The 20,409-nt window shown below is 59.5% G+C and carries 19 protein-coding genes and 1 pseudogene; 10 read left to right on the forward strand and 10 right to left on the reverse strand.

The genetic code is table 11. The annotated features are described in order from the left end of the window. Nucleotides 1–37: 37 nt before the first annotated feature. The gene (locus AC1RL4_RS27450) at nucleotides 38–1,453 is read right to left on the reverse strand and encodes a purine-cytosine permease family protein (RefSeq protein ID WP_230172390.1); all 1,416 of its coding nucleotides are present in this window, start codon (nucleotides 1,451–1,453) and stop codon (nucleotides 38–40) included. Nucleotides 1,454–1,913: 460 nt separating this feature from the next. Between AC1RL4_RS27450 and AC1RL4_RS27455 the strand changes: the two genes are divergently transcribed. Further along, a complete protein-coding gene (locus AC1RL4_RS27455; protein WP_018930232.1) occupies nucleotides 1,914–2,825 on the forward strand; it encodes a LysR family transcriptional regulator in 912 nt (303 codons plus the stop codon). A 15-nt stretch (nucleotides 2,826–2,840) separates the two neighbouring features. Here the strand turns inward: AC1RL4_RS27455 and argE are convergent, their stop codons facing one another. The 5 genes from argE to AC1RL4_RS27480 form a co-directional block, all read right to left on the reverse strand. Next, nucleotides 2,841–3,992, reverse strand: coding sequence for an acetylornithine deacetylase (argE, locus tag AC1RL4_RS27460; RefSeq protein WP_230172391.1), 1,152 nt, complete (start codon nucleotides 3,990–3,992; stop codon nucleotides 2,841–2,843). Continuing rightward, complete coding sequence (locus AC1RL4_RS27465; protein ID WP_019579502.1) at nucleotides 3,989–4,666, reverse strand: DUF1028 domain-containing protein; 678 nt, start codon at nucleotides 4,664–4,666, stop codon at nucleotides 3,989–3,991. The genes argE and AC1RL4_RS27465 overlap by 4 nt, the downstream gene beginning before the upstream one ends. 156 nt (nucleotides 4,667–4,822) lie before the next feature. After that, nucleotides 4,823–5,239, reverse strand: coding sequence for a RidA family protein (locus tag AC1RL4_RS27470; protein WP_018930235.1), 417 nt, complete (start codon nucleotides 5,237–5,239; stop codon nucleotides 4,823–4,825). Between the two features lie 24 nt (nucleotides 5,240–5,263). Next, nucleotides 5,264–6,574 carry a flavin-containing monooxygenase gene (locus tag AC1RL4_RS27475; RefSeq protein ID WP_230172392.1) on the reverse strand — a complete coding sequence of 437 codons (1,311 nt, stop codon included), beginning with the start codon at nucleotides 6,572–6,574 and terminating at the stop codon, nucleotides 5,264–5,266. A 518-nt stretch (nucleotides 6,575–7,092) separates the two neighbouring features. Then, on the reverse strand, nucleotides 7,093–7,887 hold the full coding sequence (locus tag AC1RL4_RS27480) for an NAD(P)H-dependent oxidoreductase (RefSeq protein WP_096480018.1): 795 nt from the start codon (nucleotides 7,885–7,887) through the stop codon (nucleotides 7,093–7,095). Between the two features lie 85 nt (nucleotides 7,888–7,972). Here AC1RL4_RS27480 and AC1RL4_RS27485 point away from each other — a divergent pair, with 85 nt between their 5' ends. From AC1RL4_RS27485 to AC1RL4_RS27505, 5 genes are all read left to right on the forward strand, one after another. Then, nucleotides 7,973–8,866, forward strand: a complete 894-nt coding sequence (locus AC1RL4_RS27485; protein ID WP_230172394.1) for a LysR family transcriptional regulator — start codon at nucleotides 7,973–7,975, stop codon at nucleotides 8,864–8,866. A gap of 95 nt (nucleotides 8,867–8,961) precedes the next feature. Beyond that, nucleotides 8,962–9,750: a DeoR/GlpR family DNA-binding transcription regulator gene (locus AC1RL4_RS27490; RefSeq protein ID WP_018930239.1), complete on the forward strand. Its 789-nt coding sequence runs from the start codon at nucleotides 8,962–8,964 to the stop codon at nucleotides 9,748–9,750. 61 nt (nucleotides 9,751–9,811) lie between these two features. Then, on the forward strand, nucleotides 9,812–10,048 hold the full coding sequence (locus tag AC1RL4_RS27495) for a hypothetical protein (RefSeq protein WP_007942075.1): 237 nt from the start codon (nucleotides 9,812–9,814) through the stop codon (nucleotides 10,046–10,048). Between the two features lie 123 nt (nucleotides 10,049–10,171). Then, complete coding sequence (locus tag AC1RL4_RS27500) at nucleotides 10,172–10,399, forward strand: hypothetical protein (RefSeq protein ID WP_007942076.1); 228 nt, start codon at nucleotides 10,172–10,174, stop codon at nucleotides 10,397–10,399. 58 nt (nucleotides 10,400–10,457) lie between these two features. After that, the gene (locus AC1RL4_RS27505; RefSeq protein ID WP_230172395.1) at nucleotides 10,458–10,856 is read left to right on the forward strand and encodes a YfeK family protein; all 399 of its coding nucleotides are present in this window, start codon (nucleotides 10,458–10,460) and stop codon (nucleotides 10,854–10,856) included. A gap of 16 nt (nucleotides 10,857–10,872) precedes the next feature. Here the strand turns inward: AC1RL4_RS27505 and chrA are convergent, their stop codons facing one another. Beyond that, nucleotides 10,873–12,231, reverse strand: coding sequence for a chromate efflux transporter (chrA, locus tag AC1RL4_RS27510; RefSeq protein WP_230172396.1), 1,359 nt, complete (start codon nucleotides 12,229–12,231; stop codon nucleotides 10,873–10,875). 30 nt (nucleotides 12,232–12,261) lie between these two features. Beyond that, the gene (locus AC1RL4_RS27515; RefSeq protein ID WP_028940197.1) at nucleotides 12,262–13,113 is read right to left on the reverse strand and encodes a CAP domain-containing protein; all 852 of its coding nucleotides are present in this window, start codon (nucleotides 13,111–13,113) and stop codon (nucleotides 12,262–12,264) included. Nucleotides 13,114–13,296: 183 nt separating this feature from the next. Here AC1RL4_RS27515 and AC1RL4_RS27520 point away from each other — a divergent pair, with 183 nt between their 5' ends. Next, nucleotides 13,297–13,917 carry a cell wall hydrolase gene (locus tag AC1RL4_RS27520; RefSeq protein WP_230172397.1) on the forward strand — a complete coding sequence of 207 codons (621 nt, stop codon included), beginning with the start codon at nucleotides 13,297–13,299 and terminating at the stop codon, nucleotides 13,915–13,917. 35 nt (nucleotides 13,918–13,952) lie between these two features. Here AC1RL4_RS27520 and AC1RL4_RS27525 read toward each other — a convergent pair whose 3' ends face one another. Continuing rightward, nucleotides 13,953–15,299 (reverse strand): PAS domain S-box protein, encoded by a 1,347-nt coding sequence (locus AC1RL4_RS27525; protein WP_230172399.1) that lies wholly within the window; start codon nucleotides 15,297–15,299, stop codon nucleotides 13,953–13,955. Between the two features lie 518 nt (nucleotides 15,300–15,817). Here AC1RL4_RS27525 and AC1RL4_RS27530 point away from each other — a divergent pair. Next, the gene (locus tag AC1RL4_RS27530; RefSeq protein WP_050438308.1) at nucleotides 15,818–17,719 is read left to right on the forward strand and encodes a potassium transporter Kup; all 1,902 of its coding nucleotides are present in this window, start codon (nucleotides 15,818–15,820) and stop codon (nucleotides 17,717–17,719) included. A gap of 57 nt (nucleotides 17,720–17,776) precedes the next feature. Here AC1RL4_RS27530 and AC1RL4_RS27535 read toward each other — a convergent pair. Next, nucleotides 17,777–18,111: pseudogene (locus tag AC1RL4_RS27535) on the reverse strand (hypothetical protein). Between the two features lie 110 nt (nucleotides 18,112–18,221). Here AC1RL4_RS27535 and AC1RL4_RS27540 point away from each other — a divergent pair. Both AC1RL4_RS27540 and AC1RL4_RS27545 read left to right on the forward strand, forming a co-directional pair. Beyond that, a complete protein-coding gene (locus AC1RL4_RS27540) occupies nucleotides 18,222–19,103 on the forward strand; it encodes a LysR family transcriptional regulator (protein ID WP_096480022.1) in 882 nt (293 codons plus the stop codon). Nucleotides 19,104–19,338: 235 nt separating this feature from the next. Continuing rightward, a complete protein-coding gene (locus tag AC1RL4_RS27545; protein ID WP_230172401.1) occupies nucleotides 19,339–20,388 on the forward strand; it encodes an alpha/beta hydrolase family protein in 1,050 nt (349 codons plus the stop codon). The last annotated feature ends 21 nt before the right edge of the window (nucleotides 20,389–20,409 follow it).

Here is a 20,409-nt window from a genome sequence, read left to right on the forward strand (position 1 = left end):
TGAAGGCCTCATCGCGGGCAAACCTCATCCCACAGGGTTACAGACTGTTGGCCAGTTTTCCGGTAGACAGCCGACGTCTGTAAGCCGTGTCGCGATTCGCCAGCCAGTAATACAGCGGAGAGGTAATCAGCAACCCCACCACCCAGGACAAATCTGCCCCATTGATGTGCGCCGAGATCGGCCCGACATACAGCGGTGTGTTCATGAACGGAATCTGCACCGCAATCCCGATCGCATACGCCAACAACGCCTGCGGGTTGTACCGGCCATAGATCCCGCCATCGACCTGGAAGATCGAATCAATGTCGTACTGACCTTTATGAATGGCATAGAAGTCGATCAGGTTGATCGCGGTCCAGGGCACCAGCACCACGAGCAACACCAACACCATGTCGACGAAGTGGCCGATGAAGTCTGCGGAGGCGCCGACGGCGGCGAAGCAGCAGCCGGCGAGGACGATGACCGAGATCACGGCACGGCTTTTGGCGGTGGGGATCCAGCGGTAGGCGAAGGTTTGTACCAGGGTGATCAGCGACAGCACGGCGCCGTAGAGGTTGAGGGCGTTGTGGCTGATGACGCTGAGCAGGAACAGCACGAGCATCAATGGGCCGATGGAGCCGGTGGCGAGTTTGACCGCGTCCATGGTGTCCATGCCGACGGGCGTGGCGAGGACTGCGACGGCGCCGAAGATGAACGACAGGCTGGAGCCGAGTGCCGAGCCTAGGTAAGTGGTCCAGAACGTGGCGGCGACGGGCACGTCTTCCGGCAGGTAGCGCGAGTAGTCGGACACGTAGGGGGCGAAGGCGATTTGCCAGAGCGCGGCCAACGATACGGTGGCCAGCCAACCGGAGATGTTGAAGTTGCCGCGGGTGAGGAAGTCGGCGGTCTGTATGTGGGTGAGGATGTAGCCGAAGCCCAGCACGATGCCGATGCCCAGCACCCAGGTGCCGATGCGGTTGAGCACGTGGATGAAGCGATAGCCGATGATGCCGATGATGCCCGACCCGAGCGCGCCGATGACGATGCCCACTGGCACCGGCACGCTGTCGACCACGCCGTGCAGGGACTTGCCGGCGAGGACGATGTTGGAGGCGAAGAAACCGATGTACATGATGCCGGCGATCAGCACCACCAGCAGGGCGCCGAGGGAGCCGAACTGGGCGCGGCTTTGGATCATTTGTGGAATGCCCATTTGCGGGCCTTGCGCCGAGTGCAGGGCCATCAGCACGCCGCCGACCAGGTGGCCGACCAGAATGGCGACGATGCCCCACACCAGGTTCAGCTGGAACAATTGCACGCCGAGGGCGCCGGTGACGATGGGCAGCGGCGCGATGTTGCCGCCGAACCAGAGGGTGAACAGGTCTCTTACCTTTCCGTGGCGATCTTCCGGGGGGACGTATCCAATCGTGTGTTTTTCGATGAGCGGAGCGGAGGGTGTTGCTGCGGTGGACATGGTGAACTCCAAGGCAAGGATGAGTACGTGGTCGTACTTCGGTGAGCGCCGCGCGAGCGACGCTTTTCTTGTTGGAGCGATGATGTGCAATGCGTCGGGATAGATAAATTAGTAAGTTTGTTGCTTCAAACCTTAAAAAATATATGCCCGGGGTTTGGGTGTGTCGGGTATGTTCAGCCTTGATCCTGAGCGTCCTTGGATACTCCGTAATGCCTGGTTTTGTTACCTGTGGCGAGGGGGCTTGCCCCCGCTCGGCCGCGAAGCAGTCGTAAAACCGCTGCATGCGGTGTACCTGATACACCATGGTTGCAGGTTTTGGGGCCGCTTCGCGACCCAACGGGGGCAAGCCCCCTCGCCACAGAGTTGTGCGTCGACTGATTCCGCAGGCTTCGCCAGCTCTTACAGTGATTGTGTTCCGCGGAAGTTTTTTGATTTTGATGTGTTGTGTCTGGAGGTCCCCATGGCCGCTTACAACCTGCGACAGCTTCGATATTTCGTCACCACCGCCGATTGCGGCAGCGTGGCGGAGGCTTCGCGCAAGCTTTATATCGCGCAGCCGTCGGTGTCGACGGCGATCAAGCACCTTGAAGAAAGTTTTGGCGTGCAGCTGTTTATCCGGCATCACGCCCAGGGTGTTTCGCTGACGCCGAGCGGGTCGCGGTTTTATCGCAAGGCGCTGGAGCTGCTGCGGGTCGCGCATGAGTTTGAGCAGAACGCGCTGGCGGACAACGACGTGGTGGCGGGGCAAATCGATATTGGCTGTTTTGAAACGGTGGCGCCGCTGTACCTGCCGCGTTTGATCGCCGGTTTCAAAGAGCGCTGGCCGGGTGTGGAGATCCGTATTCGCGATGGCGAGCAGCAGGAATTGGTGCAGGCGCTGACCGCCGGCAGCATCGACCTGGCGATGCTGTTCGAACACGATCTGGACAGTACGATTGAGACAGTGCCGCTGATGCCGCCGCAACAGCCCTACGCCTTGTTGCCGGCGGATCACCGCTTCGCGCAACAGGCGAAAGTGTCGCTGAATGACCTGGTGCTGGAGCCGATGATATTGCTGGACGTGGTGCCGAGCCGGACCTACTTCGTGAGCATCTTTGAAGAGCGCGGACTGACGCCACACATCGTGTTCAGCTCACCTTCGATCGAGATGGTGCGAGGGATGGTCGGGCGCGGTTTTGGCTTTTCGATTCTGGTCACGAAACCGTTTTCCGAATACACCTATGACGGGCAGAAAGTCGTGTGCATACCGCTGGCCGAAACCGTGACCGGTTCGGGTCTGTCGGCGGCATGGTTGAGAAGGTCGCAGCTGACCAAACCGGTGCAGCTGTTCGTGGATTACTGCCAGGAAGAACTGGCCCGACTGTATACCTGAGCGTCGGGCCAATCATCAGCGGCTGATTGATAACAGCATTCGTTGCAGCATTTCATCGCAGCCGTTCAATTGTTTGAGGCTGACAAATTCGTCCGGCTTATGACCCTGATCCATGCTGCCCGGACCGCACACCACTGTCGCAATTCCCGCAGCGTCAAACAGACCGCCCTCGGTGCCAAATGCCACCGTACCGAACTCCCCAGAACCGGAAAATGCCGCGATCAGCTCAGCGGCTTCGCTGTGCGCATCGGTCGCCAAACCGGGGTAGGCCGACAATTCACTGAAGCGGATTTCACTCTGATCACTCACGGCGCGCATGCGCGGCAATACTTGCTGCTCGGCGTAGGTCTTCAATTCTTGTGCCACCTCGCTTGGATCGTGTGAGGGCAGGGCGCGGATTTCAAAGTCGAAGCGGCAATCGGCGGGGACGATGTTTAAGGCCTTGCCGCCGGAAATCACGCCGGTTTGCACGGTGCTGAACGGCGGATCGAAACGGGTGTCGTGATGCTCCGGTGCCTTGAGCCTGTGGCCAATCCGCCCCAGTTCGCCGATCAGTTCGGCAGCGTATTCAATCGCATTGACCCCGAGTGGCGCGTACGCTGAATGGCAGGCTTCGCCATGAATGTCGCAGCGCATCGCCAGCTTGCCCTTGTGGCCGAGCACCGGTTTGAGTTCGGTGGGTTCGCCAATGATGCAGAGCATCGGTTTGACCGGGCGCTGTTCGAGGGCTTTCAAAAGCGAACGAACGCCGAGACAGCCGACTTCCTCATCGTAGGACAGCGCGATGTGCACCGGCAGTCGCAGCGAGGCCTTCACCAGTGACGGCACCAGGGCGAGTACGCAGGCAATGTAGCCTTTCATGTCCGCGCTGCCGCGACCGTACAGTTTGCCGTCACGCTCGGTGAGCTTGAAGGGCGCAACCGTCCATGGCTGGCCGTCGACGGGCACCACATCGGTGTGGCCTGACAACACGATGCCCGGCTGATCCGCCGGGCCAATGGTGGCGAACAGATTAGCCTTGCTGCGCTCGTCGTTGTAGATCAGTTCGCAAGGCACCTCGAATCGGGCGAGGTAGTCGCGGACGAACTCGATCAGCTGCAGATTTGATTCGCGGCTGGTGGTGTCGAACGCCACCAAGGCTTCAAGCAAATCGCGGCTGCTGCTCATCGGTCGTCTCCGGCGACACCGTAGCCAGGGGATTTGTCGGGGGCGAGGGCGCGGTCGATGTAGTCCTTGACCTGTGGGCGATAGGCGTCCCACAACTGCTGCAATTTGCCTATCGGATCTTCATCAGCCCAATCGACCCGCAGGTTGATGATCGGCCAGGTCAGTTCGCCAACCACTACAACGGCAGCCGAATGCACCGGCCCGGCTTCACCGCCTGCGACCACCGCCGCTTTCATCGCGGTGAGCAAGCGATCGGTCAGTTGGCCCTCGCCATGTTCGTACGCCTCGACCATGGCCTCGATCACGGCTCGGTCCGCGAGCATGTTGCCGGCGGCCACGCATTGCTCGCCCGACACGGCGTTGTGGTTGCCCAGGGTTTCTGAGCCGCTGAAATGCGCGGTGCGACCGAGGTGGTCAATCGCCGTGATTTGTCGGTATTGGCTGTAGCCGTTGCGGGTCAATGCCTTGTCCAGAGCCTCGGCAGGTGCGAGGCCTTGTTCCATGAGGGCGAGGGTTTCCGGGCCGAGGGATGGCAGGGTGATATTTTGTGTGGAGACCGCGCCGACACCGGGCAATAGCCAGGGGCAGCGGGCGCCGACGGCGATGCTTGAGGAACTGATTGCAATGCCGAACTGACCGGTTTCGGGGCAACGGGCGGCGATGGAGAAGGTCATGGTTTTGCTCCTTGGTTGGCCTTGGCAAAGTTGTTGTCTGTGCGGGCGTCTTCGCGAGCAAGCTTCGCTCCTACAGATGATCAGGGTCGTTCATGAAACAGCGATCTACTGTAGGAGCGAAGCTTGCTCGCGAAAGCCGCGACTCGGTCTACCTGCTTACTCAGGAATCACCGCAATCACATCAATCTCCATCAGCCACTGCGGCTGCCCCAGTGCCGACACCACCAACCCGGTGGAAATCGGAAACACCCCTTTGAGCCACTTGCCCACTTCCCGATAAACCGGCTCGCGGTAACGCGGGTCGATCAGGTAAGTGGTGGTTTTGACGATGTGGCTGAGGTCGCTGCCAGCTTCTTCCAGCAACTGTTTGACGTTGCGCATGGCTTGCTCGGTTTGCGCACGCGGGTCGCCGAGGCCCACCAGGTTGCCTTCGAAATCGGTGCCGACCTGGCCGCGAACATAAACGGTGTTGCCGGCCCGCACGGCCTGGCACAGGTCATTGTCCAGGCTCTGGTTCGGGTAGGTTTCCTTGGTGTTGAACATGCGAATACGGGTATGGGTTGGCGTGGACATCTGAGGCTCCTGAAGAACTATTCGTTAAGCGCTGACGGTGGTTTTATGCGCGATGGAGGCGGTTTCAGCTTCGCGTTGCAGGGCATCGCGGTAGTCGTGGTATGAGCGCTGAATGGCGATCTGATCAGCCACGTACTTGGCGTCGTGCCAAACACCCCAGATGAACGAAGAGCCGCGACGGGACTGCCACGGCAGGCCGAGGAAATACACCCCAGGCTCGCTCGACACTCCGCGCTGATGCTGCGGCTTGCCGTTGTCGTCGAACGCGTTGACCTTCAGCCAGCTGTAATCCGTGGCAAACCCGGTGGCCCAGATGATCGACGTCACGCCAGCCTTGGCCAGGTCGAGTTCAAGAATCGGGTTGGTGACGCAATCCGGATCCGGGAAGGTATGCCGCGCCTCAGGTTCTTCCGGCAGGTCCAGGCCATTGCGCTCGACGTAGGCGTCGGCGGCATTGAGCAGCGCCAGATAGTTCTCATCGCCGCGTGCCAGGTTGTCGGCAAGGTTGGGCTGGAACGTCGCCACGCTGCCATTGAACGATTGGGTCAGACCCACCAGCGTCATTCCGCGATGGGCTAGCCCACGGAAGTCCACCGTACGGCCACCATGCGCGCCGCTCACCGCGATGGTCACGTGTTCCCGGCCGGGTTTCATGGCGGCCTGATCCCACTCGCCGAGCACGCCCAGCCACCAGCAGAAATCACGGTTGCGATAGGCGCGAGGAGGGCGATCGTGCGCACCCACCGAGAGGTAAACCTGCTTGCCGGCACTCTGTAATTCATCGGCGATCTGCACCCCGGACGAGCCGGCGCCCACCACCAGCACGGCGCCCTCTGGCAGTTGCTGCGGGTTGCGGTATTCGGCGGAGTGGATCTGGGTGAATGGCTGATCTTTCGGTGCGATCGGCGGAATAACCGGACGCTGGAAAGGTCCGGTGGCGGCCACTACGCGGTTGGCCTCGATCACGCCTTCGGAGGTTTCAATGGTGAAGCCTGGACGGCCGACATTGCGCTCGACTTTCTTCACGTCCACGCCGGTGCGGATGGGGGCGTTGAACTTCTTCGCGTAGGCTTCGAAATAATCCGCCACCCGTTCTTTCGGGGCAAAGCCGTCGGGGCTGAGATCGTCGAACTCAAGGCCCGGAAACCGATCGTGCCAGGCCGGGCCGTTGGCCACCAGCGAATCCCAACGACCGCTGCGCCAGCGTTCGGCGATGCGGCTCCGTTCCAGTACGAGGTGAGGCACGCCGAGTTTGCTCAGGTGTTCACTCATGGCCACGCCAGCCTGACCGGCGCCCACAATCAGCGTATCTATTTTTGTTTTTTCAGTGGTCATCTCTATACCCATCGAAGTTGGAATCAGGTCGGTTGTGGCCTGCCATTTCTTGGGTCAAGACTAGGGATCACCCCTGGATCGGTAAAATATTATTAAGTTGGTATTTGAATACAAATAACCGATGCAGCGCCTGCAAAGAGGTGTTGGAGACGGTACGGAAGTCCGTCCCCACCTCGTTAGTATTTTTCCATTTACCGATCATTCCCCTTGAAAACAATCAGTCTAAAAACCCCGACCCAGGCCTCGAAGGGTTTGCTATTCTGAGGTTGTAGGTGAAGACGCAGACTGATGCGCAAAGGGATAGCGAGGAGGCGTGGGGCGCGCTCCCAAGGGTACACGGTTAGAAAGATCTCCGCGCTGAGATCCAGCCCTTATGCCGTGTGAGGCAGAACAGCCCAAAGCTAAAAATCCTGTTCTGTGAGAGGCCCGATAAATCTCGTAAGCCAGAGACCAGCACTGGCCACCTACATCGAATTCCAAAGCCCGCGTTGTGCGGGCTTTTTCGTGTTCGCGATCTGCTACAACGAATGTGCCGCCTGACTGACGTGAGCCGCAAAGCCCGTCTGATCCGCAGCAATCTCATCACGCAACGTGAGTTGCGGAATGTCATACGCCCCTGAATTTTGCGCCCGGAAAGCAATCGGCGCGGTTTCCCAGAGGTCATCCAGCCGTTGGCCGAGCGCCTCACAAGTTGCTGAAAATCTCGCCTCATCCATTCGGCTGGTCCGATAGATCACGAACGGTGGCAGCACGTCGAAGCCGGGGTAGAACAATACGCCATGCTGGATCGGGAATAGCACATCGTCGATCGGCCCATTGATGCCCCGTGGGCTGTAATGAGATTCCCAGCCACCCGTGGTGACGATCAACATCGCCCGTTTGCCCGCCAGCGTGCCTTCCCCGTAACGGTCGCCCCAGCGCGCGTCGGAATGCTCCCCTACGCCGTAGGCAAAACCATAGGCATAGACGCGTTCCACCCAGCCTTTGAGGATCGCCGGCATCGAGAACCACCACAGCGGAAACTGCAGAATGACGGTATCGGCCCAGAGCAGTTTTTCCTGTTCGAGGACGATGTCCTGTCGTTGCCGGCCTTCTTTGAAGGCACGCTTGGAGTCTTGCGACGGATCGAACCGTGCGTCGGCAGGCCGGCCGAAACTGTCATCGGCGTCCAGCGAGGCTTTCCAGTCCATCGCGTATAAATCCGAGACCTGCACCTGGTGGCCGGCAGCTTCCAGGCGTTTGACGGTAAAGTCCTTGAGCGAACCGTTTAATGATTTGGGTTCGGGGTGGGCGTAAACGAGCAGAACATTCATGGCTGAGTCTCCGTTGTCAGAAGCCAGCAGAATCAGGTCTTACCCGGTATATTGGAAATGAATAACCAATATGCCAGGTATTGTCATGAATAATCTGCGACGTCTGGACATCAACCTGCTGCTGACGCTTGATGTCCTGCTCTCGGAACACAACGTGACCCGTGCGGCGCAACGTCTGAATTTATCTCAACCTTCGGTGAGTGTTCATCTCGCCAAATTGAGGGACATATTCAGCGATCCGTTGTTACTGCCAGGGCCTCGGGGCATGCGGCCCACGGCCCGGGCCGATGAGTTGCGCGAGCCGTTACGCCAGGCACTGGAAGCCCTGGAGCGCGCGGTGTCGCCCGCCAGTCCTTTCAACCCGGCCGAGGCACGGCAGACGTGGAATGTCATGGCGTCGGACTACGGCGAGTCGACCATCATCTTGCCCGCGTTGGCCGGGCTGCGTTCGGCTGCACCCGGTACGCGTCTGGCGGTGTTTGACCTGATGCCGTCACAACTGGCCAGACAAGCGGAACAGGGGGCAATCGACCTGGCGTTTCATACCACCGAGGATGCTCCCCCAGGCTTGCGACGTCGTGCATTGTTTACCGAACGCTATGTGTTGGTGGGGCGTGCTGGCCATCCGTTGTTGAAAAAGCGGCCGACCCTCGCGCAGTTCTGCGAACTCGACCACGTCATCGTATCCCGGGATGGCGGGGGCTTTCAGGGTGTCACCGACCAGGCGCTTTCCCTGCTGGGCATGGCGCGCCGGGTGGTGCTTTCGCTCCCCCATTTTCTGTTTGTCCCGTCGGTGGTGGAGAGCACCGATATGGTCGCGATGCTGCCAGCGCGCCTGGTTCGCGATACGCATGCCTTGGCGATGATCGAGCCTCCCCTTGAAGTTCCGGGATACGAGATGTCGATGCTCTGGCCCGAGCGCTGTCACCGCGACCCTGGGCATCAATGGTTGCGTGAGTTCATCGTGAGTGCCTTGTGATGGGTATCAATCAAACACAATCCCTTGTGGGAGCGCCTTGTGTTCAATGAGGTGTTTGGCTAATCTCGCACAAACACGCAAAAACAGGCATAACCATGCACGCTGAGCATTCCTCCGCCGAACTCCCCCAACTGCGCCGCCAAAAAATCCTGCTGATCCTCGAACGTGACGGCAAGGTCATGGCTTCCGAGCTGAGTCAGCATTTCGCCGTGTCCGAGGACACCATTCGCCGGGACCTGTCGGAGCTGGCCAGTGCCGGGCTGGTGCAGCGGGTGCACGGCGGGGCGTTGCCGCGTCCCAAGGACACGGGCAAGGATTACTTCACTCGGGTCAGCGAAACCGACGAGGTGAAAACCCGGTTGGCGCAGCTCGCCGCGCGCCGGGTCAAGGACGGCCAGATCGTGATGTTCGATTCCGGGAGCACCACGCTGCAGATCGCACGCTCGCTGCCCACTGACATTGTCATTACGGCCGTCACCGCGTCGCCGATGATTGCGATCACCTTGGCCGAATACAAAGGCATCACGGTGATCGTCGCCGGTGGTCAGCTCAATCCCGCGACTATGTCCTCCAGCGGCCATGAAACCTTGCGGCTGATCGAGGGCATCAAGGCCGATCTGGTGTTCACCGGGGTCTGTGCCATTCATCCGGAAGTCGGCCTCAGCTCGCTGCATTTCGACGAGGTGCCAGTGAAACAGGCGATGCTCGCCAGCGCCTCCCACGTGATTGCCGTAACCACCGCGGACAAACTGGGGGCGGTTGAGCCCTTTGTGGTTGCGCCTTGTGCCCGTGTGCATACGCTGATTACCGAGCGTCACGTGGCCTCGGGCAATCTTGAGGATTATCAAAAACTGGGGATCGAGGTGGTGCAGGTAAGCGTCTGAGCGTCATCGCGCTCGGCGCCGCATGGGTTACGCTGATAGCAACGACGGGAGGAATGCAGTCATGACTGAGCGTCATATAACCCACTCGGAAACGCTGTCGAACGGATGCACGATTGAGGTCAAAGCCGAGATACTGAGAGACGGTTCGCTGAAGATGTTCATGGGGGTCTATTGGCCGGACGGCTCGGCCATTGTCGAGGACAAGCATCCCTCGCCGCATCTGCTGGACATGGAAGCGGCGATGGAGTGGGCCATCGAAAAAGCCAAAACCATCGGTAACAGCCAGAGAACGCTTTAAGGCCCGGCGATAACGGAATCATTGATCGGCTTGAGGGTCGTAATTATGGGTTTGAACGCACTGCGATCGATTCGCCGCTAGCGTCACCTCATCCCCGTAGTTCTGACCTTTTAGGACGTTAAAATGAAGCGCACCGCGATAATGACCCTGGCCATTGCAAGTACTCTCCTGCTGGGAGGTTGCTTTCCTTACTGGGAAGAGGGAGACAGGTACGATCGGGATCACCGTGAATACCGTCGCGACCATGACCGTGGCTATTATTACCGTGATGATCGTGGGTATGACCGGGATTACGATCGTCGTGATGATCGCCGTCGGCACCGCGATCATGACGACCGAGACGACGATTGACCTGTCTGCGCCCAGCTCCAGAGCGGCCATCACCGCTCTGATCTCCTGAGGAATAATCATGCGAAGGCTGACTGGGCATATTGTTGCACCCCTCACTCAATGGCTGATGGCGGCCGGTATCGGCCTGACCGTCGTGGTGTTCAATGCACAGGCACAAATCCCACCTCAAGCCACTCAGGAAATAAACAGCTTGCTGGACTTTGTCGAGCACAGTGAATGCCGGTTTGTGCGCAACGGCAGCGAATACGGCGGCCCTCAAGCCCGGGCGCATCTGGAGAAGAAGCTGGAGTACCTTGAAGAACAGGACAGGGTGAACAGCGCCGAAGACTTCATTGAGCTGGCGGCCACCCAAAGCAGCATGAGTGGCCGCGCCTATGAAGTGCGCTGTCCGGCAGGCATACAACCGGCCAACCTCTGGTTGAAGACCGAGCTACAGCGGCAACGGAAACTTCATTGATGGTCTTGTCGGCGCGTTAGCGCAGCAGATGCACCGCCAACCCGATCAACCCGCAGCCCATCAGTACCTCGATCACCCCCCGCTTGAAGCGGAACAAGGCGATGGCCGCTGCAATGGCGATCAGCGCCGAAGGCCAGTCGAGTTGGCCACTGAAGCCCTTGGGCCAGAGCACGTGATAGCCGAAGAAGCATGCCAGGTTGAGGATCACGCCAACCACCGCCGCGGTAATCGCGGTCAGGGGGGCGGTAAGCCTGAGTTCGTTGTGCGTCGACTCCACCAACGGGCCGCCGGCGAGGATGAACAGGAACGACGGCAAGAAGGTGAACCAGGTGACCAATGTGGCGGCGAGGGCGCCGGCCAGGAACAGTTGATCCGGGCCGAACACCTGATGAACATAGGCGCCGACAAAACCGACGAAGGCCACCACCATGATCAGCGGCCCGGGGGTGGTTTCGCCGAGCGCCAGGCCATCGATCATTTGCGTGGGTGTCAGCCAGCCATAGTGGCCGACAGCACCCTGATACACATAAGGCAGCACGGCATACGCGCCACCGAATGTCAGCAACGCCGCTTTGGTAAAGAACCAGCCCATCTGGGCCAGGGTGCCGTCCCAGCCGAACAGGGCGGTGAGAACCCCCATCGGCAGCCCCCACAAGACTGCACCCACCAACGACAGGCGCAGCAATTTGAAACTGCTGAAACGGGCGTGTTCGGGCGTCGGGGTGTCGTCATCGATCAACGCCGGGCCGAAGGACTTTTTCGCTGCGCTGTGACCTCCGGTCCTGAATCGTTCAGGTGCCAGGCGGCCGCCGAAGTAACCGATGATCGCGGCGCCCAGCACAATCAACGGGAACGGCACATTGAACACGAAGATGGCGGTGAACGATGCCGCGGCGATGCCCCACAGCCAGTTGTTCTTCAATGCCCGTGAGCCGATCCGGTGGGCCGCCTGCACCACAATCGCGGTCACGGCCGGCTTGATCCCATAAAAAAGTCCGGCCACCGCCGGCACTTCGCCAAAGGCGATGTACACCCACGACAGCCCGATCAGGATGAACAGCGACGGCAACACAAAGAGCCCGCCGGCAATCAGGCCGCCCCACGTGCGGTGCATCAGCCAACCGATGTAGGTCGCCAGTTGCTGAGCCTCCGGCCCGGGCAGCAACATGCAGTAATTGAGGGCGTGCAGAAAGCGCCGCTCCGAGATCCAGCGTCGGCGCTCCACCAACTCCTGATGCATGATCGAGATCTGTCCGGCCGGCCCGCCGAAGCTGATGAAGCCGAGCTTCAGCCAGAACAGAAACGCTTCCCGCAGGCTAATTGCTTCAGGCTTCGACAGATCCTGTTCGACGGTCGAAGAGGGGGCTTTATTCAACTGGCGATTCCTTTTTCAACTGGCGATTCTTCACGGCGTGCCAAACATCGCCGTCCAGTAAATACCTGCGTCACTCTTCGGGTCCACCGCATAGGCTGCACCCAATTCGCGAAATTGTGGGTTCATCAGGTTGGCGCAATGCCCCGGGCTGGCCAGCCAGCCATCGACCACCTTGCGCACCGTGTCCTGCCCAGCGGCGATGTTCTCACCGACCTGCTGGCCGGCGTAACCCGCCAGTTCAGCCCGATCACCCGGCGTGCGGCCGTCGCGGTCCTTGTGATCGAAAAAGTTTTGGTTGGCCATGGCCCGGCTGTGGGTTTCGGCGGCTGACCCGAGCGTGGCGTTCCAGGCCAGCGGCGTGGTGGCGGCGAAGGATTGGGCACCGCACTGGCGCGCTTGCGTGCGGGCGCTGTTCATCGCTTCAAGGAGCTTCTGTCCCTCCGCCTGCCAATCGCCCAAGCGCCCAGTCAACAGCGGGCGCGCCAGCACGATGCGCCACTCGCGGCCCTCCCGGCTGACACCGATATCGACAAATTGCGGGTCCAGCACCACCCGGCAGAAGCTCTCCTGAATCGCCTTCATCGCGGCGGGCGCATCACGCGGGCCGGACAAGCTGATCGCCTGCACATTAACCATCGGATACGCCGCGCGGGCCAGTGCCTGCTGCAGGTCACCGATGCTGTTGGCGGACAGCACCAGGCGCGGATCGCTGGCCAGCGGTGGTAACTCCGAAGACGCCTGTCCGGCACAGCGCTGTACCTGGCTGCGGTAAACGTTGATCGACTCTACCAGCTGTTGTTCATCGGCCGCCGATGCGATGACGCTGAACACCAACCCGAATGACAACACGCCAAGATGCAAAACGGATGACAGGCTGCGCATGAAAATCTCCCCCTGAACGGACTGCGCTCATGATGCGCGAATACACCCCTCCGGATGCAATGCCTTTTCGCATCCAAATGCAGTTTATTGCCTGCCTGTCGGTATGAATTGCGGCTACTACAATCAACCCAGGTCTGCGATCGTTTCGTTGCTCACGAAGTTTTCAATCAGAAGGGTCGGAACATGCGATTCAAAGGGGTAGCCACCTGCTTCGCAAGCATCCTTCTGTGCAGCCAGGTGTGGGCGACCGACCAGGAGCAAAAAAAGGAAGTGGCCGAAGAAAAGGCGCAGGTTCTGGAGCAGAAAGCAGCAGAGAAGGGCAGCGAAGTTCCGGTGCCCAAATCCGAGGTCATCACCCCCTCCGAAGCGCAGGCGGTCGATCCGGCGGGAGTCGCGCCGCTGGAGGATGCCATTACGTGTCTTGCACGCAGTATCTACTGGGAAGCCAAAGGGGTGACTGCTGCCGACATGGAAGGCGTCGCCAGCGTGGTCATGAACCGGCTCGGGCACGAAGGTTTTCCGGATACGGTGTGCGCCGTGGTCAAGCAAGGTTCCGAAAAGCATGCCTGCCAGTTTTCCTGGTGGTGCGACGGGCGTGCGGATCAGGTAAAGGAAGACGACGAATATGCCATCGCCAAGGAGATCGCGCGCAAGGCACTCAACAAGCAACTGACGGACCGCACCCACGGTGCCTTGTATTTCCACGACAAAACGGTGAAGCCCGACTGGGCGAAGCAGTACATCAAGACAGGCGAGACCCCGAAATTTCTGTTCTATAAACCTGGCGGCGGGACGGCAAAGTAGGTGCGAATCGCTTCGCACCACCTGGAGCCAACCCTCTACTGGCCGCTTATGTTACGGGTGGGAAACGCTACGGTGATGGTCAGCCCCTCGCGCTTCCAGTCACGGCGGATTTCGCCGTGAAGCTGGCCATGCACGGTCGCTTTGGCGAGAAGGGTGCCGAAACCGGTGCTGTCGGGTTCCCGGTCAATGAGCGGGCCATTCCTTTCGCTCCAGACCACGGTGAACACCTCCTCACTCTCGCTGCACGAAATATCCAAAAGCCCTTCAGGCAAAGAGAGCGCCCCATATTTCGCGGCGTTGGTTGCAAACTCATGCAACAGCAGAGCGAAGCTGGTGACTGATGCACCGTCAATCGTTATGTCAGGGCCGGTCACGAAGGCGCGTGACTGGCTGTTATCCCCGCCATCGGCATAAGGCGCGAGAATGGTTTGTATGAGGGCATGCAATGTCGTTGGCTGCTCGTTACTCAAACCGTGCGGTATGGTCAGGGTATGGGCTCGCGCCAATGCGTTCAGCCGTGCGCAAACGGCGGAGGCGAGTTCACCGGGGGTCGTTGCCGAACGTGCGCTCAGTGACACCACGCTGTTCGCCAGGGTGAACAGGTTTTTCACCCGGTGATCCATCTCTCTGATGAGCAGGCTCTTTTGTTCTTCCGCCTGTCGTCGCTCGGTGATATCGCGAGCGATTTTGGCCGCTCCGACAATACGGCCTTGCCGATTTCTGATGGGGGAGACGGCGAGAGAGATCTCGACCAGGCTGCCGTCTTTGCGCCGCCGGAGGGTTTCATAGTGTTCGATGCGCTCGCCTCGACGGATGCGCGCCAAAATGCCGGGTTCCTCATCCCGCCGATCCAGGGGGATGAGCATGTCAATGGGTTGGCCGACCGCTTCCTCGGCCGTGTAACCGAAGAGTCGCTGGGCGCCAGCGTTCCAGTTGGTAATCGTGCCGTTCAGGTCTTTGGCGATGATCGCGTCGGCGGACGATTCGACCAGCGCGTCATGGATCAGCGCGGCCTCATCGGCAACGGTCTGGTCGGTCAGATCGATCAGCATGTTAACGGCGCCTATCAGGCCGCCTTCTGCATCGAATATCGGCGATGGGCACGCCAGAAAGCGTACGCGTGTGCCATCCGGACGCTCGGCGATGGCTTCAAGCCCTCTGACAGGACGCTGCTCCTTCAATGCCATGGACATGGGGCATTCATCGTGGGGCAGCGGCGTGCCGTCAGGCCAAAAGAGCTTCCAGGAGCCGCAAAAGGAGCTCTCCCCAAGCGCCGGGGTCACTCCCCACAGCGCCACCGCTGCACGGTTGTAAAAGGTGATCAGACCCTTGGCATCAGTGGTGTAGATGGCCTCGGGCAGTGCCTCAAGGACATCGCTCAACCCGAGGTCGTGAAGGGACGGGGAGGTTTGCTCGCTACCTTCTGAGGGTGTACAGGTAGCTCCAATAGCGGTGTCGTCGTCATGGACAGGCCCTTGGCTCATTCGCAAACTCCATGCTGGTGGTGCCTTGGCACTCGATTCAGGTGATTCGGGTTGAAATACAGGATATAGCGATGTGGCCAGGTCCCGGAAAGAACCTTGCCTCTAATTAAGGACAATTTTTGGTCGCGCACAAGAAACTTGATCGAAATTCGCTCGCTGCTGTCCGTACATTTTTACGCTTTCTTTACGGTAGGTGTTTTCCCCTGCGAGGATACTTGCCGCGTTTTTTTGATCGTCGACAGGCCTGCAAAACTCTCCAGGTCGCCTGAACGAACGGCATGACACCCATGGACTAATCTCATTATCAGGCCGTGGGGTTTCATGGCTGAGTTCCAATGCTTACCCGGTAGCCCCGCAAACCCTCTTGCTCGAAGGTGGCATGCCATTTATTTCCTTCAATCTCAGAGAAGCTACCCGTGAGCGAAACAGCGATCCCCGCCCATGAAAACTCCCACGCCAAAACATCAGGAGTGGGCTTGCTCGTCGCCGCGGTCGGCGTGGTTTATGGGGACATTGGTACCAGCCCGCTTTACACCCTCAAGGAAGTGTTCGCCGGCCACTATGGCGTCCAGGCCAATCAGGACGGTGTACTGGGCATTCTGTCGTTGATTTTCTGGTCGCTGATCTGGGTCGTCTCGATCAAGTACGTGCTGTTTATCCTGCGTGCCAACAACCAGGGCGAGGGCGGCATCATGGCCTTGACGGCACTGGCACGCCGGGCCTCGGCGCCGTATCCGAAAATGAGCCGGAACCTGGTGTTGCTCGGGCTGTTTGGCGCGGCACTGTTTTACGGGGACAGCATGATCACCCCGGCCATTTCGGTGCTCTCCGCGGTTGAAGGTCTACAACTTGCGTTCGAGGGCATCGGGCATTGGGTCGTTCCGCTGTCCGTTATCGTTCTGGTAGCACTTTTCCTGATCCAGAAACATGGCACGGCGCGTATCGGCATCCTGTTCGGCCCGGTCATGGTGCTGTGGTTCGTGGTGTTGGGCATTCTCGGTACATACGGCATTCTGCAACGCCCGGAAGTGCTGCAAGCGCTCAATCCTGCTTGGGCGGTGCGATTCTTCGTGGTTCATCCGGGGATTGGCATCGCCATTCTGGGCGCCGTGGTATTGGCATTGACCGGTGCTGAAGCGCTGTATGCCGACATGGGCCATTTCGGTCGCAAACCGATTGCCCGCGCCTGGTTCATGCTGGTGCTGCCTGGCCTGGTGCTCAATTACTTTGGCCAGGGTGCGTTGATCCTCGGAAACCCGGAAGCGGTACGCAACCCATTCTATCTATTGGCACCCGACTGGGCGCTGCTGCCGATGGTCGCGTTGTCGACGCTGGCCACCATCATCGCCTCCCAGGCGGTGATTTCCGGGGCGTTCTCACTGACTCGCCAGGCCATTCAGCTGGGTTACGTGCCGCGTATGTTTATCCAGCACACCTCCAGTCAGGAGCAGGGGCAGATTTACATCGGCCTCGTGAACTGGGCGCTGATGGTCGGCGTCGTGTTGCTGGTCATCGGCTTCGAGTCGTCCAGTGCGCTGGCGGCGGCGTATGGCGTGGCGGTGACGGGGACCATGTTGATCACGACCATCCTGTCCTCGGCCGTGGTCCTGCTGCTGTGGAAAACACCGCGCTGGCTGGCGATTCCGATGCTGTTGGGTTTTCTCGTGGTCGACAGCCTGTACTTCGCCGCCAACATATCGAAGATCTTCCAGGGCGGTGCGTTCCCGGTAATCGCCGGTATTGCCCTGTTCATTTTGATGACCACCTGGAAGCGCGGCCGCAAGATCATTGTCGAGCGACTGGACGAAACCGCTCTGCCGCTGCCGCTGTTCATCAGCAGCATCGGCGCGCAACCACCCCATCGAGTGCAAGGTACCGCGGTATTTCTGACGGCCAGATCCGATGCAGTTCCCCATGCGCTGTTGCACAACCTGTTGCACAACCAGGTGCTGCACGAGCAGGTGGTATTGCTCACCGTGGTGTCTGAAGACCGCCCGCGTGTGCCTGCGGATCAGCGGTTCGAGATCGAGTCTTTTGGCGAAGGGTTCTTCCGGGTCAGTCTGCACTTCGGCTTTATAGAGGAGCCCGATGTGCCGCTGGCGTTGAGTCTGTGTCATTTGAAAGAGCTGGATTTCAGCCCGATGCGCACCACCTATTTCCTCAGCCGCGAGACGGTCGTCCCGACCAAGCGTATCGGCATGGCCCGTTGGCGCGAGACCCTGTTCGCGTTCTTGCTGAAGAACGCCAACAGCAATCTCAAATACTTCAATTTGCCGCTCAATCGTGTGATTGAGCTGGGTACGCAGGTTGAGATGTAGCGACTCATCCCTGTGGGAGCGGCGGTGCGCTGCTCCCACAGGGATTGCACCCAATCTTTAGCCTTGAAGTGCTTCCATCAGCACTTGCACCAACTGCCCACCTTGCGGCGTAGCCCAGCTTCCGGCGAGTTCTGCGATCAGCTGGTTGGTGGTGCTCAGCGTCACGCCGCCTTTATCCATCCGCCGCAGGGCGATGTCATCGGCCATCACACTCCTTCCATGCTGGAAGTCAGCACCACCGGCAATTTCAGAATGCTGGCCGCTTTGGCGAGCATCAGCGCGTTGCGTTTAAGTTCTTCGAACGGGATGGATTTCACCCAACCCATCGTTCCCACCTGGTGATCGATCAACAGCAGGGCGGCATTGTCGGCACTGAATTTTTCATACGTCATGATGATGCTCCTGGCGGTAGGGTTGCGGCATGGGGCTATCATTGATCAATCCGAATCCGGGATAAACCGGGTAAAATCGAAATGACTGATCCACTTATGGAGCAATAGCTTTGGAGTTTCTCAACGACATGGCGCTGTTCGTCGAGGTTGTGAAGGCGCGCAGTTTCCGCCGTGCGGCCGAGGCGATGGGCATGCCGAACTCGACGCTGTCGCGACGGATAAGTGGCCTGGAGAAAGAAATCGGGCTCAGGCTTTTGCATCGCACCACGCGCAAGATCGAGCTGACCGAAGCGGGGCAGTTGTACTTCGATCGCTGCAAACGCATCGTCGAAGAAGCCCGGCTTGCGCACGAGCAGCTCGGCGAAATGCTGGCCCGCCCCAGCGGTGTACTGCGGGCCTCTTTGCCGGTGGATTTCGCCAATATCTACCTGGCGCCGCTGATAGCGGAGTTTGCCCGGCTGTATCCCGGCATCAGCTTCGAGCTCGATCTGACCCCGCGTCAGGTTGATCTGGTGAGTGAGCCGATTGACGTGGTCATCCGCATGGGGGAACTCGCGAACTCGAACCTGATCGCCCGCAAGCTCGCCAGTTTGCGCCGCGGTCTTTACGCCTCACCCCGTTATCTCGAACAGTACGGCGATCCCGTCCAGCCCTCGGACCTGACTCACCACGAATGTCTGCGTCTGCGCGGAACCCGTGCTGAGCGCTGGGTACTTTCCAGCAGTGAAGGGCAGGAGGAGGTTGAGGTGGGCGGTCGATTCGAGCTCAACAGCGTGGGGATGATTCGACGTCTGGCGACGCTGGATCAGGGTGTCGCGTTACTGGCCGAAGGCATCGTTTTGCAAGACCTCGCCGATGGCACGCTGCGCAGAGTCTTGCCGCAGTGGCAGGCTTCGCCCGTCTCGGTTTATGCCCTCACCGAGACGCGACTGTTACCGGCGAAAACCCAACGGTTTATCGAGTTTCTGCGTGAGAAATTGCAGGATGCTTAGCGGGTGGTGACTGCCTTTCACTGGGCAAGACACGCGGGAAAGCGGACGCTCAGCCTTCTCTCTAAAAGACCGCGAACAGAGTTAACGATGTAAGTTATGCCCGGCGGTTCGATCGTGGGCTTTAATGTCCGTGCTCACTATGCAGCCACGTTAGCTTCGACTCCGTACGAAGGTGGATTCGCCTGGCGGCGGGTTCAGGTTGCCATGCATTTGTCTAATCAAGGAAGAAACGACATTGAAAATAGCTTTCGGCGTCCTGTTGTTGACCTGTCTGACTACTCTCGCACTCGCTGACGAGAACCCTGTCGGCTTCCAATCTTCCACACTGACGGACTCGAACAGTGACCGCTCACTGAAGATGGCCGTTTGGTACCCCAGTGCAACTACCGCCGCCACGCAATTGATCGGCGATGATGTGGTGTTTGTCGGTGCTTCTGCCGTTCGTAACGCGCCGCCAGCTGCTGGCAAGCATCCATTGTTGGTGCTCTCCCACGGGTACAGGGGGAATTGGAGCAACCAGATCTGGCTTGCCAGTGCCCTGGCTCATAGGGGTTATATCGTTGCCGCGATCAATCACCCTGGCACCACCACTCATGACCGTAGCCCTCAAGCAGCGGCGCAGTTATGGCAGCGGCCCGTTGATTTGCGCCGAGTCATTGATAGGGTTACGACTCAACCAGAAAAATTCGGCTTGGTCGCCAATGACCGAATTGCAGTAGTGGGCCATTCACTCGGCGGCTGGACCGCCCTGGAGATAGCCGGCGCTCGTTTCGATCCAGACCGCTTCGCCCTTGACTGCAAAGCTCACCCGCAGTTAGCGAGTTGCACCGTCTACGAAACGATAAACCCTGCAAGCACCTCAAAATCAAAGGCCGCGTTGGCCGCCGATTTGCGCGATAAACGCGTCTCTGCTGTGGTCACATTGGACCTGGGCCTTTCACGGGGCCTGACCGATGAAAGCCTGGCGGCGCTGCCGGTACCAACGCTGGTGATCGCTGCCGGTGTACCGTCGCGCGAGCTTCCTACTGAGTTGGAGTCTGCCAACCTGGCCAAACGCTTGCCTGCGGCGACAAGCCGTTACGTCGAAATCAGCGACGCAAGCCATTTCAGCTTCTTGTCGATGTGCAAACCTGGCGCGCAGAAACTGCTCGAAGACGATGTACCAGGCGATGGCATCATTTGCCTGGATGGCGACGGCGGTCGCTCACGTGGGGTGATTCAGCAGCAGATCACATCGCTGATAGCAGAGTTTCTTCAGTCATCCTACAAAGAAGCAAGTTTGTAAACTCGTGCTAAGGGAACTGCT

Source organism: Pseudomonas sp. GW822-FHT07A10 (assembly GCF_058798795.1).